Origin of the sequence: Kineococcus rhizosphaerae (genome assembly GCF_003002055.1) — a bacterium.
Taxonomy (GTDB): domain Bacteria; phylum Actinomycetota; class Actinomycetes; order Actinomycetales; family Kineococcaceae; genus Kineococcus; species Kineococcus rhizosphaerae.
Genome location: NZ_PVZF01000015.1, coordinates 73932 through 88781 on the forward strand (window position 1 = coordinate 73932; position 14850 = coordinate 88781).

A 14850-nucleotide genomic window follows, 5' to 3' on the forward strand; every position below is an offset into this window, starting at 1 on the left:
CCCCTACCCGTCCGTTCCCGCGCCCGCTGCCGCACCGGTCGCCGCACCGGTCGCCGCACCGGTCGCCACGGCGGCGGCCGACGGCTGGGCCTGCGCGCCGCCGGCCCCACCCGAGGCCCCGCCCGCGCCACCGCCCGAGCCACCGGCGGAACCCGCCGAGGTCGGCGCCCCCGTCGACGTCGCGGTGGCCGAGGAACGGGTCGCCGAGCTCGTCGGGGTGCTCGTCGGCTCGTCGGTGGGGGTGCCCGTGGGGACGTCCGTCGGGGTGTCCGTGGCGGTGCCCGTGGGGGTGTCCGTGGCGGTCTGCGACGGCGTGCCGGTGGGCGACCCGGTCCGCGTCGAGGAGGACGACGAGGAAGAGGACGAGGACGGGCCGGACCCCTTGGCCGAGCCGACGTTCGCGCGGTCGGGGAAGTCCGTCTTCGGCGTCCCGTCCAGGGCCGCCCTCATGAACGCCGTCCAGATGCGGACCGGGTAGGAACCACCCGTGACCTCACCGCCGCCGAGGTCGAGCTTGACGTTGGTCTTGCCGTCGGCGCTCGTCTGGAACAGCCCGACGCTGGCCGCCAGGTCGGGCGTGAACCCCGCGAACCAGGCGGCCATGCTGTCGTTCGTGGTCCCCGTCTTGCCGGCCGCCGGCCGGTTCAGCCGCTTCGCGTAGGACCCCGTCCCGGAGTTCACGACCTGCTCCATCGCGTACGTCGCGTCGGCCGCCACGTCACCGGCGAACGCCGTCGTGACCGTCGGGGACGCCGTGTAGGTCCGGGTGCCCGTGGAGTCGTCGACGGTGGCGACGGTGTGCCACTGGGTGCGCCGCCCCTGCGCGGCGAACGTCGCGTACGCCTGCGTCACGTCGATGGGGTGCGGGGACGCGGTCCCGAGCACGTTGGCGATGTTGTCCTGCAGACCGGTGGTGTCCTGCGGGTACCCGGCCGCGATCGCGACGTCCCTGGTCCTGGCCGGGGTGACCTCGGCGTTGAGCTGCGCGTAGACGGTGTTGACCGAGTGCTCCGTCGCGGTGACCAGGTCGATGCGCCCGAACTCCTCGCCGCCGTAGTTCCCCACCGTCCAGCCGTCCACGGTGCGGGGGCTGGAGCTGTCGAACGTCGTCTTCAGCGAGATCCCCTGCTCCAGCCCCGCCACCAGGGCGAACGGCTTGAACGTCGACCCCGGCTGCGCCACGGCCTGCGTGACGTCGTTGTACTGGTTCGCCAGGAAGTCCGACCCGCCGTACATGGCCGTGACCCCACCGGTCTTCGGGTCGATCGCCGACAGCGCGACGTGGAAACCGTCGGGCAGCTTCTTCGGCAGCTGGCCCGCGACGGCGTCCGTGGCCGCCTCCTGCGCCTTCGCGTCGAACGTCGTGACGATCTTCAGGCCGCCGCGTTCGACGTCCTCCTCGGTCAGCCCGACGGTCGAGGAGGTGAGTTCGGTCTCGACCGTCTTCAGCAGGTACCCGTTCGGGCCCCGCCACTGGTCGTTGCTGGCGGGTTTGACCTCGATCGTCTCCGGCAACCCGGCCGTCGCGCGGTCGGCCGCCGACAACCAGCCCTGCGACACCATGCCGTCGAGGACGTACTTCACGCGCGCCGTCGCGGCCGCGGTCTGCTCGGGGCCCTTGCGCGGGTCGTAGTTGCTGGGCCCCTTGAGCAGCGCCGCCAGCAGCGCCCCCTGGGAGACGTTCAGCTGCGAGGCGTCGACGCCGAAGTAGGCCTGCGCCGCGGCCTGGACGCCGTACGCGCTGCGGCCGAAGTAGACGGTGTTCAGGTAGTTCTGCAGGGTCTGGTCCTTCGTCTGCTGCTGGTCGATCTTCAGCGAGATGAAGAACTCCTCGAACTTGCGCCGGTAGGAGTGCGCGTCCGTCAGGTAGTAGTTCTTGACGTACTGCTGGGTGAGGGTCGACCCGCCCTGGCTGGTGCCGTCGCTGACGTTGCTCCACAGCGCCCGCGCGATGCCCGTCGGGGAGACGCCCCGGTTCTCGTAGAAGGTGCGGTCCTCGGCGGCCAGCACGGCCTTCTGCACGGGCTCGGGCACCTGGTCCAGCGTCACGTTCTGCCGGTTCAGCGCCGCGAACGTCCCGAGCTTCGTCGTCCCGTCGCTGAAGTAGACGGTGCTCGTCTGGGCGTCGGCGAGCGTGTTCGGGTCCGGGACCTTCACCAGCGCGTAGGCGGCGGCGAACCCGCCGACGGCGAGCACCAGGCCCGTCAGCAGGAGGCCCAGGACCCAGCCCAGCACCTTGCGCCGACGCGGACGCCGGGCGGGTCGACGGGCGGGTCGACGGGTGGGAGCGGGGCGTCGCGAAGCCACTGCGGTCTGGTCCTCCGGCGGTCTGGATCCCGTGCTGGATCTGCTCGTGATCTCGGTCGGTGTGCCGCCGTTCCATCGGCAGCGGCCGTCCCAGTATGCGTGGGCGCGCGGGGGCCACCCGTCGTGCGTGTCCCCCGGAAGGGGTTCGCACCCGATCTCCACACCCTCGCTACGGTGACGCCGTGTCAGCACCGGCAGGGGTCCTCCACGAACTCACCGCTCTGGTGCGCACCCGCCGCTACCAGCACCTGATGGCCGTGCGCCTCACCGGTCAGACCGCGGACGGGGTGTTCCAGGCCGGGCTGGCGTCGCTGTTCTTCTTCTCCCCCGAGCGGCAGGCCACCCCGGCGGCGGTGGCGTTCGCGGCGGCGGTGCTGCTGCTGCCCTTCACGGTCGTGGGGCCGTGGGCGGGGGTGCTGCTGGACCGGCGCTCGCGGCGCTCGGTGCTGGGCTTCGGGAACCTGCTGCGGGCCGCGATCGCGCTGCTGGGGGCGGCGGCCCTGGCCGGCGGCGCCCCCGACGTCGTGGTCGGGGTGCTGGCGCTGGCGGTGCTGTCGGTGAACCGGGCGCTGCTGGCGGGGCTGTCGGCGGCACTGCCGCACGTCGTGACCCCGGACCGCTTCGTGCTGGCGAACTCGGTGACGCCGACGGCCGGGACGGTGGCCGCCGGGTTCGGCGCGGTGGTGGCCGTCGCGGTGACGGCGGCCGTCGGCCCCGGGTCGGGCGCCGACGTGGCCGCGCTCGCGGTCGCGGCCCTCGCCTACGCCGCGGCGGGTCTGGTCGCGCTGCGCTTCCCGGCGGCCCTGCTGGGCCCGCCTCCCGGGCAGGCGGCCGGGACGCGGCGGGGGCTGCGCGCGAGCGCGCGCGACGTGGCCGCGGGGGTGCGGCACCTGCGTGAGCGGCGGCCCGCGGCGGCGGCGCTGGGGCTCGTGGCGTGGCACCGGTGGTCGTTCGGGCTCACGACGGTCGCGATGGTCGTGCTGTGCCGGCGCACGCTGGCCCCCGCGCAGGACCCCTCGGCGGGGCTGGCGGCCCTGGGGACGCTGCTGTTCGCGGTCGCGGTCGGCTCCGGCCTCGCGGCCGTCCTCGCGCCGTGGGCGGCGAGGGCGGGACGGGTGCACCGGTGGATCGCGGTATGCCTGCTGGTCGCCGGTCTCGGGCAGGTGGTGCTGGGGCGGACGACGTCGCCGCTCCTGCTGGCCGTGGCCGCGGGACTGCTGGGCCTCGGCGGGCAGGGCGCGAAGATCGGTGTCGACACCGTGGTGCAGCGCAGCGTCGACGACGCCTACCGCGGGCGGGTGTTCACCGCCTACGACCTGGTGTTCAACGTCAGCTACTGCCTGGCGTGCGGGGCGGCGGTGCTGCTCGTGCCGGCCGACGGGCGGCTGGGCCCGGTCGCCGTCGTCCTCGGCGCCGGGTACGTGCTGTGCGGGCTCGCCCAAGGCCGCGGCCGCTCGCGCTCACCCGTCTGAGGTGGGCGCGAGCGCGGTCACCGGCTGCGGGGCAGGAGCGGGTCGGTCCCGGTGGGGCTGTCGGAGGGGGCCGGCGGCGGGGTCGTCACCACGGGCGGCGTCGTCGACTGCGTCTGCGTCGGCGTCACCGGGTCGGTGGTCGTCGGGGGCGGGACCACGACCGGGGGGACCACGACCGGCGGCGGCGGGGTCGTCGTCGGCGGGGTCGTGACGACGGGCGGGGTCGTGCTGATCCCCGGGCGCGGGTTGCCCGGCACGACGACGTCCGGACCGGTCGGCGGCGGGGCGACCGTCGTCGGCGGGACCGTGGGCGGGGTCGTCACCGGCGGCGGGACGACGACCGGCGGGACCGGGACGGACTGCCCCTGCCCCGGGGCGCTCCCGGGGACCGCGCTCGTCGCGGGTGCACCGCCCGTCGGGGCTCCCGCGCTGGTCCCCGGGGCCGTCGAGGGCGTCCCCGCGGTGGTCGCCGGCCTGGGGGCCCGGGACGTCGAGGCCGGGCCGTCGGTGCTGGACGCGCCGCCCTGGGTGCCGGACCCCGGCGCCGCCGCGGTCGACGGCTGGGGGGCGCTCGTCGTCGGCGCGGCCGACGTCGCGTCCGGCGGCTGCACGATCGCCACGGGGTTGGGGACGTCCCTCAGCCGGCCCTGCTGGACCGCCGCGATCGCCACGGCCGTCCCCGCGGTCGCCAGCAGCAGCGCGCCGACGACGACGACGACCGGCCGCTTCGGCAGCGACCGCACCGACCGCGCCGGCCGCACGGGTCCGATCGCCGGGAAGTCGGTGTCCGCCGCCGCTCCCGCCCCGCCGCGCAGGTCCAGCGACGGCCGGGGCTCGACGAAGGCGCGCATCCCGTTCACCCACGCGGGCAACCGGTCCGGACGCTGCGCGGGGTCGGGCGACAGGGCCTGCAGCAGCAGGTCCGCCAGGCCCGGGTGGGGTGCCGTCAACGCCGCCGCCGCCAGCTGCCGGCGCACCAGCGCCGGGTCGACGTCGCCCTCGGGCGAGGTCGCCGGCGGGGTGCCCGTCAGCAGGAACACGGCCGTGGCGCCGAAGCCGAACACGTCGCCGGCCGCGGTCGGCAGCGCGCCCGCCCGGACCTCGGGGGCGGTGTAGGCCGTCGAGCGCCCCGGGACCGGGCCGCGGCGCGGACCGCCGAGGCTGGCGCCGGAGAGCCGGACCCCGTCGGCGGGCCAGAAGCCGCCCAACCGGACCGAACGCGGCGTGATGTCCCCGTGGACCAGCGGCGGCGCGTCCTCGGAACCGCGGTGCAGGTCGGTCAGCACCCCCGCGGCCGTCGCCAGGACGGCGAAGCGGTCCTGGACCCCGGCGCCCGGGTCGTCGCGCAGCCAGTCCGCCACCGACCGGCCCGCGGCCTGCTCCAGGACGGCGTAGTCCCACTCGCCGCCGGTGCGGTCGACGTGGCCGGGGCGGTGCGGGGCCGGCCCCCTGAACGTCCCGACGACCCCCGCCAGCCGCGGGTGCCGCACCCGCGCCAGGCCCGCGGCCCGCTCGCGCCACAGCACCTCCGGCGGGACGCCCGCTCCCGCGTCGTCCCCGGCGTCGTCGGCGTCGTCGTGCAGGACCTCCAGGCCGTCCGCCGCCGGCCGCAGCGCCGCGAGCGTGAACAGCGCCTCGCCCGTGGCCGCGCGGTGGTCCAGGACGTGCCACGCCTCGTCGGCCGAGTCGGCCTCACCGAGGAGCTCGAACCGGTCCGGGTCGTCCGCCGGGCCCGCGTGGTGGCGGACCAGGGACGGGACGTCGGAAGAGGTGAGCCTGTCGTCCGGCCATCCCTCGGTCGTCACCTGCGGCACCTCCGCACCTTCGGCGGTGCTGCCCACCCACCGCGGGTGGGCGCACCGGAGTCGGAGGCCCATGATGCCCCACCCGGCCCAACCTTCCGACCCGTTCAGGGGTACGTGTGACGCAGAACCTTGAAGTTCTCGCGCGATCACGCTATGTGAGGGCCGCGAGCACAGGCTCCACCCCCTCCAGGTGGACCGCCGGGCGCTCGCGGGCGGTCCAGCCCGCCGCGTCCAGCCGCAACCGCTGCTGGACGGCCGGGACCCCGTCCCGCAGGACGCGGCTGACGCCGTCGTCGACGTAGCCGAGCCGGCGCGAGACGCCCAGCGAGCGCGGGTTGTCGACGAACGCGTCGCTGCGGGCGCTCGTGGCGCCCAGGCCCGCGAAGGCCAGGTGCAGCGCGGCGGCCCGCATGAGCCCCCCGGTACCGCGGCCCTGGTGCTCCAGGCCGAGCCAGGAGCCCGTGACGACCTCGCGCAGCTCCCGGAAGTGCCGCGCCTCCAGCGACTGGGTGCCGACGACGGTCCCGCCGCGGCGGACGACGAGGTCCAGGCGCCAGTCCTGCGGCGTCCACGAGCTCCACCCGCCGAGCTGCCAGCGGAAGGTGCGGCGGGCCCGCTCGGCGGGGTCGCAGTCGGTCCACGGGGTGCTGAACGGGTGCTCGCCGGGCCCGTGGACGCCGCGGGCGGCCACCCGCGCGAGCTCGAGGACGCCGTCGAGGTCCCCGGCGCGCAGCTCGACGTCGCCGTCGGGGTGGGCGACGACGGCGCGCAGGGCGGCGAAGGGGTGCAGCTCGACGGGGATCACCCGTCCCAGGGTGTCGCGGCCCCGCCCCCGGGACCAGCGGTTTCCGGGCCGGGGTCAGGGCTGGTCGAACACCGTCACCCGCGGCGCGACCCCCGCGAACGCGCTCACCTGGACCGTCGCGTGCTGGCCGGTGCAGGCCTGCGCCAGCCGCGACGACCCGACGTCGCGGGTGAGCACGTTGACGTTGCCGTGACCGCACGTCACGCCCGCCTCGGCGCCGGCGACGGGGTCGAACCAGGCGCCCGTCGACATCTGCACCACGCCCCGGCGCACCGCGCCGGAGACCACGAGCCCGCCCAGGCAGCTGCCCCGCCGGCTGCGCAGGACGACGACCTGGCCGTCGCGCAGGTCCCGGTCCGCCGCGTCCGCGGGGTGCATCCGCACCGGTTCGCGGCCGGCGACCTTCCCGGCCTGCGACGTGGCGCCGTGGTCGAGCTGGCTGTGCAGCCGGGTGGCGGGGTTGTTGGCGACGAGGTGCAGGGGGAACTCGGGGTCGGGGACCTCCTCGGGCGCCAGCCACACGGGGTGGCCGGGGCAGTCGTCGTACCCGAAACCCGCGACCGTCTCGGAGTGCAGCTCGATCCGGCCGCTGGGCGTGCGCAGCGGGAACCTCGCCGGGTCGGCGCGGAAGCCGGCGAACATCACCTTCTCGGCGGGTTCGGCGGGCAGCACGAACTCCCCCGCGGCCACGAACTCCGGGTAGAGCGGGGCGTCGATCCCCGCGCGGGCGGCCGGCCCCGAGCGCCACTGCTCGTAGAGGTGCTCCACCCACTGCGGCGCGGTGCGTCCCTCGGTGAACCGCGGGCCGACTCCCAGCCGCTCGGCGAGCCCGGACAGGGTCGCGTAGTCGTCGCGGGCCTGCCCGAGGGGTTCGTGGACGCGGCCCATCGCGATGAGCCGGTCGTCGTAGCGCGCGGCGCCGACGTCGTCGCGCTCCAGCGTCGTCGTCGAGGCGAACACGACGTCGGCGTGCCGGGCCGTCGACGTCCAGAACGGTTCGTGGACGATCACGGTCTCGGCGGCGCGGAACGCGCGCTGCAGCCGCTGCAGGTCCTGGTGGTGGTGGAACGGGTTGCCACCGGCCCAGTGCACGAGCCGCAGGTGCGGGTAGGTCTCGTGGCGGCCGTCGACCTCGTACGCCTCCCCCGGGTGCAGGAGCGCGTCGGCGATCCGGGCGACGGGGATCCGCACGCGCAGCGGGTCCGCGAACTGCGGGAAGGTCGGCAGCGGGTAGGACCCCGCCCGCTTCCCGACGCCGCCCGTCGAGGCGTAGCCGTGCCCGAAGCCCCCGCCGGGCAACCCGATCTGGCCGAGCATGGCCGCGAACGCGACGGCCGCCCACAGGGGTTGCTCACCGAAGCGGGTGCGGGCCACGGACCAGCTGACCGTGACCATCGTGCGGCCGCGGACCGCGCGCCGGGCGAGGTCGCGGATCGTCGCGGCCGGGATCCCGGTGATCGCCTCGGCCCACTCGGGGGTCCGGTCGGCGAGGGTGGCCAGGAACTCGTCCGCCCCGTGCGTGCACGTGGCCAGGAACTCCCGGTCGTACGTGCCGTCGGTCAGCAGCACGTGGCACAGCGCCAGCAGCAGCGCGGCGTCGGTCCCGGGGACGACGTCGAGCCACTGCGCGCCGAGCTCGGCGGCCAGGTCGTCGCGCAGCGGGGAGACGAGGACGAACTCGGCGCCGCGGGCCCGGGCCCCGCGCAGGCGGCCCGCGACCTCGTGCCGGCTGATGCCCCCGGAGGCGACCTCGGAGTTCTTCGCGGGCAGCCCGCCGAGGGCGATGACGAGGTCGGTGCTCTCCTCGACGCTGGCCCACGACGTCGGGGACAGCAGCGGCTCCTGGTTGCCGACGACGTGGGGCAGCAGGACCTCCCCGACGCCGTGGCTGTACGTCCACGACGAGCGGACGGCGCCGCCGAGCACGTGGGAGAACCGGTGCAGCTGGCTCTGGGCGTGGTGGAACCGGCCCGCGCTGGCCCAGCCGTACGAGCCCGCGTACACCGCGCGGGGCCCGTGGTCGCCCAGGACGCGGGTGTACTCCGCGGCCACCCGGTCCAGCAGCTCGTCCCACTCCACCGGGAGGAACTCGTCGCGGCCGCGGCGCTCGTCGGGGCCCGGGCCGTCCTCCCACCACCCGCGCCGCACGTGCGGGCGCAGCACCCGGGCCGTGGGGGTGGCGGCCACGGGCACGTTGGCCAGCAGCGCCGAGGGCTCGGGGTCGTCGGGGTGCGCGGTGACCACCACCCCGTCGTCGGTGGTCTGCGCGGAGAACGCGCCCCAGTGGGAGGAGTGCGGGGTGCTCACCCGACCAGTGTCCCGCGTCCGACGCCGGCCCCGGCGACGCGCGACGCGGCCCCGATGCAGCGCAACGTGACGCATAGTCACTTACGGTTACCGGGTGACGTTTCGGACACGATCCGGATTCACCCGGACGGAGCACTCAAGGAACCGCGCGGACCTGCCGAGGAGCAGGGCATGATCGCCAGACCGCAGCAGGACCGGACGGGTGCCCCCGGCCGCGTCACCCACCCCGCCGCCCGCGTGCGCGGCGGCGGGCTGCGGCTCGCGATCACGACGGCCGCCGTCGTGGCCGTCCTGTCCACGGTGGTGCCCGCGCTCGTCGGGGCCTCCAGCCCCGCCGACGTCGTCTGGTGGCCGGCTGCGGGGGCAGCCCTGGCCCTGGCGGTGCGCCGCCCGGCCCGGCGGTGGTGGTGCGTCGCCGGGACGCTCGTGGGGACGGTGGCCGCCTGCCACCTCCTGCAGCTGGACAGGTCCGACACGGCGGTGTTCGCGAGCGCGCAGGCGCTGCAGTGCGGGGTCGGCGCAGCGCTGGTCTCCGCACTCGGCCGAGGGGAGTCTGCGCGCTTGCGACGGGGCCGCGACGCGTGGCGGCTGACCGCCGGCGCGGTCGCCGGCGTCGCCACCTCCGCCCTGCTCGTGCAGACCGCCGGCCCCGCCGGTCCCTACGCCCTGAGCCAGCTGCTCGGGATCCTGCTGCTCGCGCCCGCGCTGCTCGTGCCGCAGCGGCCCGAGACCGGGGACGCGCGACGCTCCCGCGCGGCCCTGACGGAGTGGCTGCTGGTCCTGGCCGTCTCCGCGGGCGTGTCCGCCGCCGTCTTCTGGAACTCCGCCCCCGGCCCCTGGTCCTTCCTCGTCGTCGTCCCCATCCTGTGGGGCGCGGCCCGCCTCGGCGTCGGCCGCGCCCTGACGTGCCAGCTCGTCGTCGCCGTCGTCGCCACCAGCGGCACCGCCGCCCACCTCGGCCCCTACCGCGAGCTCGGCCCGCAGGGCTCCGTCGTCCTGCAGGCGCTGCTGTTCACCTCCGGCGCCGTCGCCCTCGTCATGTCCCTCGTCGTCCGCTCCCGCGAACGGGCCGCCGACCTCGCCGGCCGGCGCGAGGAGGTCTTCCGCCGCACCTTCGACGACGCCCTGCTCGGCGTCGCCCTGCTGCGCCTGCGCCCCGACGGTTCCGCCGTCGTCGCCCGCGTCAACGAACGCCTGCAGTCGATGCTCGGCGTCGACGTCCCCGTCGGCTCGGACTGGTCCGAGCAGGTCCACCCCGAGCACCGCGAGGTCTTCGTCGAGGCCGTCACCGAGATGGCCCGCGAGGTGGGCCAGGGCCGCCAGGCGCACTGGCACGCCGAGCTCCAGCACGGCGACGGCGAGATCTGGCTCGAACTGGCCGCCGCGGCCTGGCCGACCCCCGGCGACGACGGCCGCCCCGGTGAGGTCGGCGCCGTCGTCCAGGTCGCCGACGTCACCCAGCGCCGGCTCGTCCAGCGCCGCCTGCGCGAGGCGGCCCTGCACGACCCGCTGACCGGGCTGCCCAACCGCACCCTCCTGGAGGACCGGGTGCGGCACGCGCTGTCGGCCGCCGCCCGCAGCGGCGAGCGGGTCGCGCTGCTGTACTGCGACCTCGACGACTTCAAACCCGTCAACGACACCGGCGGTCACGCCGCCGGCGACCACGTCCTCATCGACGTCGCCGACCGCCTCACCGCCGCCGTGCGCCCCGGGGACACCGTCGCCCGCATCGGCGGCGACGAGTTCGCGATCGTCTGCCCCGACCTGCCCGACGAGGACGCCGCCCGCGACATCGCCGACCGCGTCGTGGCCGCCATGGCCGACCCGTTCCCCGTCGCCGGCTGGCGGTTCGACGTCGGCATCAGCGTGGGCCTGGCCATGGCCGACGCCGGGCAGGACGCCACCCGCGTCCTGCAGCAGGCCGACCAGGCCATGTACGAGGCCAAGGGCGCCGGGAAGGGCCGCGTGCGCGCCGCCTCCCCCGCCGGCCGGGTGCACCGCACGATCGACCTGCGCACCGGCAGCTGACCCCCGCGATCGAGGAATCCCTCACCGCGATCAAGGACGACACCGGCCTCCCACCGCGCACTGTTCCTCGATCGCGGCGAGGGATTCCTCGATCGCGGAGGGAGGTGGGGGCTCAGGGAAGGGGGAAGCGCGGCCAGTCGCCGACGTCCTCGGCCGCGGCGACCCCGTCCAGCACCGCCTCGCGCACGACGTCGGCGGCGACCCGCTGGAGCTCCACGAGCTGCCCCACCCGCTCCCGCCGATCGTCCGCGAGCGCCACGCCCCCCGTCGCCAGGGCGAACACCGTGTCGCCGTCGGCGAGGGTGTGGACGGGGTCCAGCGCCCGCGCCAGGCCCGCGTGGGCCGCGGTCGCCGTCCGCGAGGTCTCCGCGGGGTCGAGCGCTGCGTCGGTGCCGACGACGACCAGGGTGGTGTTCAGCGGCCCGGGCACGACCGGTCCCGCCGCGACGGCCCCGACCGGCAGCCCGACGGCGTTGACGACCGCCAGCGCCGCCACGACGCACCCGCCGGCCCGGGCGGACGCGGTCCCGACCCCGCCCTTGAACCGGCCCCCCACGAGCGCGCCCGTCCCGGCGCCCACGACCCCGCGGGCCACGTCGCCGCCGGTGGCCGCGGCCGCCGCCGCGTACCCCATGGCCTCCGTCGGGTGGTGGGCGAACACCCCGCCGCGGCCCAGGTCGAAGACGGCGGCGGCGGGCACGATCGGGACGACCTCCCCGGGCCCGTCGCCCACGGCGAACCCGCGGCCGCGCTCGGCGAGGAAGCGCTGCACGCCGTGGGCCGTGACGAGCCCGTAGGCCGACCCGCCGGTGAGCACGACGGCGTCGACGGTGGGCACGAGGGTCCGCGGGTCCAGCGCGTCGGTCTCGTGGGTGCCCGGGCCGCCGCCGCGCACGTCGACCCCGCCGACCGTGCCCGGCGGGGTGAGGACGACGGTGACCCCCGTGAGCCAGCCGTCCCCGCGGCGCGTGAGGTGCCCGACCTGCAGCCCGGCGACGTCGGTGAGCTGCCCGCTCACGGGAACCGCACCGCCAGCAGGGCGCAGTCGTCCTCGCCCCAGTTGCCCACCAGCTCGGCCAGCAGCACGTCCAGCAGTTCGTCCAGCTCCAGCGACCGGCCGCGCCGCAACGACTCCCGCACCCGGTCCAGGCCACCGGCCAGGCTGCGGCCCCGGTGCTCGATGAGCCCGTCGGTGTAGAGCACCAGCGTCGAGCCCGCCGGGACCGTCACGACGTGCTCGTGCCGCGGGGACTCCGGCACCAGCCCCACCAGGAGGTCCGAGGCGGCGTCGAGCAGCTCGGTGCGCCCGTCGGGCAGCAGCAGCACCGGCGGCGGGTGCCCCGCGTTGGTCCAGCGCACGACGAACCCGTCGGTGGTGTCCTGCACGCAGGCCACGACGAGCGTGGCGAGCGCGTCGATGCCCAGCCCGGCCAGCGCCCGGTCCAGCCGCTCCACCGGCCCGGTGGGTGAGGGGCCGCCCTCCCACACGAAGGCCCGCAGCAGCCCCCGGACCTGGGCCATGGTCGCCGCGGCGGCCATGTCGTGCCCCACGACGTCGCCCAGCACCAGCGTCGCGGACCCCGGGTCGGCCCCGGAGCCGACGACGACGTCGTACCAGTCCCCGCCGATCTGGTCCTCGCGCGAGGCCGGCACGTACCGGCCCCGCACCTGCAGCCGCCCGGTCGCCTCCGGCAGCCGCGGCAGCAGGGACGCCTGCAGCACGTGCGCGCGCGAGCGCCGGTCCGCGTCGAGCGTCGCCCGGTCCAGGGCCTGGGCGGTGAACCGCGCCAGCGCGCTCCACACGTCGGCCTCGGCCTCCAGGGTCTGGCGGGGCGATTCCCAGACCAGGCACAGCACCCCGACGAGCCGGTCCTGCACGAGCAGCGGGAGGTAGGCCGAGGCCGCGAAGTCAGGCATCGCCGCCTTGCCCTCGACGTCGGGGAACGCCGCGCGCAGCTCGGCCACGTCGGCGAACAGGAGCGGGCGGCGCTCGCGGGCGGCGGCCGCGGAGGGGACGGGGGCGTCGAGGTCGATGGTCCGCCAGGCCGCGGACGTGCCGGGCGGCAGGGTGTCGAGGTCGACGAAGCGCAGCCGGCGGGGCCCGTCGGGCAGCAGCAGCCCCGACCACGCCCCGCCGAGCTCGGAGCGGGTCACGGCGGCGACGGTGGCGCTGACCTCCTCGACGGTGCGGGCGCCGACGAGCGCGTCCCCGAGGCTGAGCAGCAGCCGGTTGCGCTCCTCGAGCAGACGCAGGCCGAGCTCGGCCGCGCATGCCGCCGCGAGGTCCTCCAGGACCCCGAGCTGCTCGCTCGTCCACGACCGGGGTGCGCCGTCGATGGCGCACAGGACGCCGACGACGGGGGCGTCGGGGGCGGCGACACCGGTGCGCGGGTCGGGCAGGCGCAGCGGGACACCGGCGTAGGCGACGACGCCGAGGTCGGGGATGGCCAGGGAGTCGCGGGTCAGGGGGTCCAGGCGGGCGTCCTCGACGGTGAACGGCTTGCCGGAGGTGACGACGTGCTGGCACAGGGAGTGGGTCAGCGGCGTCTCGCGCGCGCTCTGCCACGGTTCGGGCAGGCCGACGGACCCGGGGAACACCTGCCCGTGGCGGCTGACCATGGAGACGAGGGCGACGGGGGTGCCGAGGGCGGTGGTGCCCAGGCGCGCGAACCGGTCCAGGTCGGCGTCGGGGCGGGCGGGCAGCAGGGTGGTCTCGGCCAGCTCGCTGACCGCTTCGAGAGGGCCCTGCTCGCCCGGCGCGTCCTGCACCGGTGCATCATCGCTGGTCTGACCGCGCGTCGGCATCAGCGTCCCCCGCCCGGGTTGCCTGTGCGGCGCGCGGTGCCAGAGTTGGAGACGTCGAACGGGGCACGGGGTTGCCGGGACGAACCGAGGTGGCATGACGCGTCTGGAGCTGCGGGCTGACCCGTCGGCTGCTCGGCGCACGCGGTCGTGGCTGCGCGAGCAGGTCTCCTCGTTGTCGCTGACCCGGCAGGCGCAGCAGACGCTGGAGCTGCTGACGACGGAGCTGGTGACGAACGCCGTCCGGCACGGCGGCGAGCCCATCGAGGTCCGGTTCCGCCGGCTCGACGGGTCGGTGCGGGTCTCGGTGAGCGACGGCGGGCCGGGACGGCCGCTGGTGCGGCACGTGCCGCCGACGGCGACCGGCGGACGGGGTGTCGCGCTCGTCGACACCCTCGCCCGCCGGTGGGGTTCGGACACGGCCGCCACGGGCAAGACCGTGTGGTTCGAGCTCGCCCTGAGCTGACCCGACCTGACGCCGCCCGGCGCGGCCCGGTCGGTCAGCCGAAGACGTCGGGGTCCGGGCCGGTGCGCTCGTCGCGGTCCAGGGCCGTGATCGCCGCGACCTGGTCGTCGCTCAGCTCGAACCCGGTGACGTCGAAGTTCGCGACGATGCGTTCGGGCGTGACGGACTTGGGGATGACGATGTTGCCCTGCTGCAGGTGCCAGCGGATGACGACCTGGGCGGGGGTGCGGCCGAGGTCGCCGGCGATGCCGGTGACGACCGGGTCCCCGACGAGGTTCAGGCGCTGCGCCAGCGGGCTCCAGGCCTCGGTCGCGATGCCGTGCTCGTCGTTGAAACCGCGCAGGTCGGACTGCACGAGGTAGGGGTGGACCTCGACCTGGTTGACGGTCGGGACGGTGCCGGTCTCGTCGAGGAGCTTGCGCAGGTGGGTCTTCTGGAAGTTCGAGACCCCGATGGTGCGCACGCGCCCGGAGGCCTTGATCTCCTCGAACGCCTGCCAGGTCTCGACGTAGTCGTCGGCCTGCGTGGGCCAGTGGATGAGGTAGAGGTCGAGGTAGTCGAGGCCGAGCTTGGCCATCGAGTCGTCGAAGGCGGCGAGGGTCTTGTCCCGGCCGTGCTCGCTGTTGGCGAGCTTGGTGGTGATGAACACGTCCTCGCGGGCGATCCCGCTGGCGCGCAGGGCGTCACCGACACCGGCCTCGTTGCCGTACCCGGCGGCGGTGTCGATGTGGCGGTACCCCGCCTGCAGGGCCTGCAGGACGACCTCGGCCGTCTGCTCCGGGGGGACCTGCCAGACCCCGAACCCCAGCTGGGGGATCTCGACGCCGTCGTGCAGCTTCTTCAGGGGAACAGTCACAC

At 76.1% G+C, this 14850-nt stretch carries 10 protein-coding genes; 3 read left to right on the top strand and 7 right to left on the bottom strand.

Going from position 1 to position 14850, the window contains the following annotated elements:
- Positions 1-3 precede the first annotated feature (3 nt).
- Complete coding sequence (locus CLV37_RS28915) at positions 4-2235, bottom strand: transglycosylase domain-containing protein (RefSeq protein ID WP_106215024.1); 2232 nt, start codon at positions 2233-2235, stop codon at positions 4-6.
- 254 nt (positions 2236-2489) lie between these two features.
- Between CLV37_RS28915 and CLV37_RS23320 the strand changes: the two genes are divergently transcribed.
- Positions 2490-3779: an MFS transporter gene (locus CLV37_RS23320; protein ID WP_170127458.1), complete on the top strand. Its 1290-nt coding sequence runs from the start codon at positions 2490-2492 to the stop codon at positions 3777-3779.
- Positions 3780-3796: 17 nt separating this feature from the next.
- Here CLV37_RS23320 and CLV37_RS23325 read toward each other — a convergent pair whose 3' ends face one another.
- From CLV37_RS23325 to CLV37_RS23335, 3 genes are all read right to left on the bottom strand, one after another.
- Positions 3797-5584: a serine/threonine-protein kinase gene (locus CLV37_RS23325; RefSeq protein ID WP_146149556.1), complete on the bottom strand. Its 1788-nt coding sequence runs from the start codon at positions 5582-5584 to the stop codon at positions 3797-3799.
- A gap of 151 nt (positions 5585-5735) precedes the next feature.
- Entirely contained in the window at positions 5736-6389 is a 654-nt protein-coding gene (locus tag CLV37_RS23330) for a GNAT family N-acetyltransferase (RefSeq protein WP_211298886.1), read from the bottom strand.
- A 54-nt stretch (positions 6390-6443) separates the two neighbouring features.
- The gene (locus CLV37_RS23335) at positions 6444-8696 is read right to left on the bottom strand and encodes a molybdopterin-dependent oxidoreductase (RefSeq protein ID WP_245885760.1); all 2253 of its coding nucleotides are present in this window, start codon (positions 8694-8696) and stop codon (positions 6444-6446) included.
- A 171-nt stretch (positions 8697-8867) separates the two neighbouring features.
- On the opposite strand from CLV37_RS23335, the gene CLV37_RS27165 reads away from it, so the two are divergent.
- Positions 8868-10724: a diguanylate cyclase domain-containing protein gene (locus CLV37_RS27165; protein ID WP_170127459.1), complete on the top strand. Its 1857-nt coding sequence runs from the start codon at positions 8868-8870 to the stop codon at positions 10722-10724.
- A 112-nt stretch (positions 10725-10836) separates the two neighbouring features.
- Here CLV37_RS27165 and CLV37_RS23350 read toward each other — a convergent pair whose 3' ends face one another.
- Complete coding sequence (locus CLV37_RS23350) at positions 10837-11742, bottom strand: P1 family peptidase (RefSeq protein ID WP_106215032.1); 906 nt, start codon at positions 11740-11742, stop codon at positions 10837-10839.
- A complete protein-coding gene (locus tag CLV37_RS23355; RefSeq protein ID WP_170127460.1) occupies positions 11739-13493 on the bottom strand; it encodes a GAF domain-containing SpoIIE family protein phosphatase in 1755 nt (584 codons plus the stop codon). Before CLV37_RS23355 ends, CLV37_RS23350 begins: the two co-directional genes overlap by 4 nt.
- Positions 13494-13623: 130 nt before the next feature.
- On the opposite strand from CLV37_RS23355, the gene CLV37_RS23360 reads away from it, so the two are divergent.
- The gene (locus tag CLV37_RS23360) at positions 13624-13992 is read left to right on the top strand and encodes an ATP-binding protein (RefSeq protein WP_106215036.1); all 369 of its coding nucleotides are present in this window, start codon (positions 13624-13626) and stop codon (positions 13990-13992) included.
- Positions 13993-14026: 34 nt separating this feature from the next.
- Here CLV37_RS23360 and CLV37_RS23365 read toward each other — a convergent pair whose 3' ends face one another.
- On the bottom strand, positions 14027-14848 hold the full coding sequence (locus CLV37_RS23365) for an aldo/keto reductase (RefSeq protein WP_106215038.1): 822 nt from the start codon (positions 14846-14848) through the stop codon (positions 14027-14029).
- Between the last annotated feature and the right edge of the window lie 2 nt (positions 14849-14850).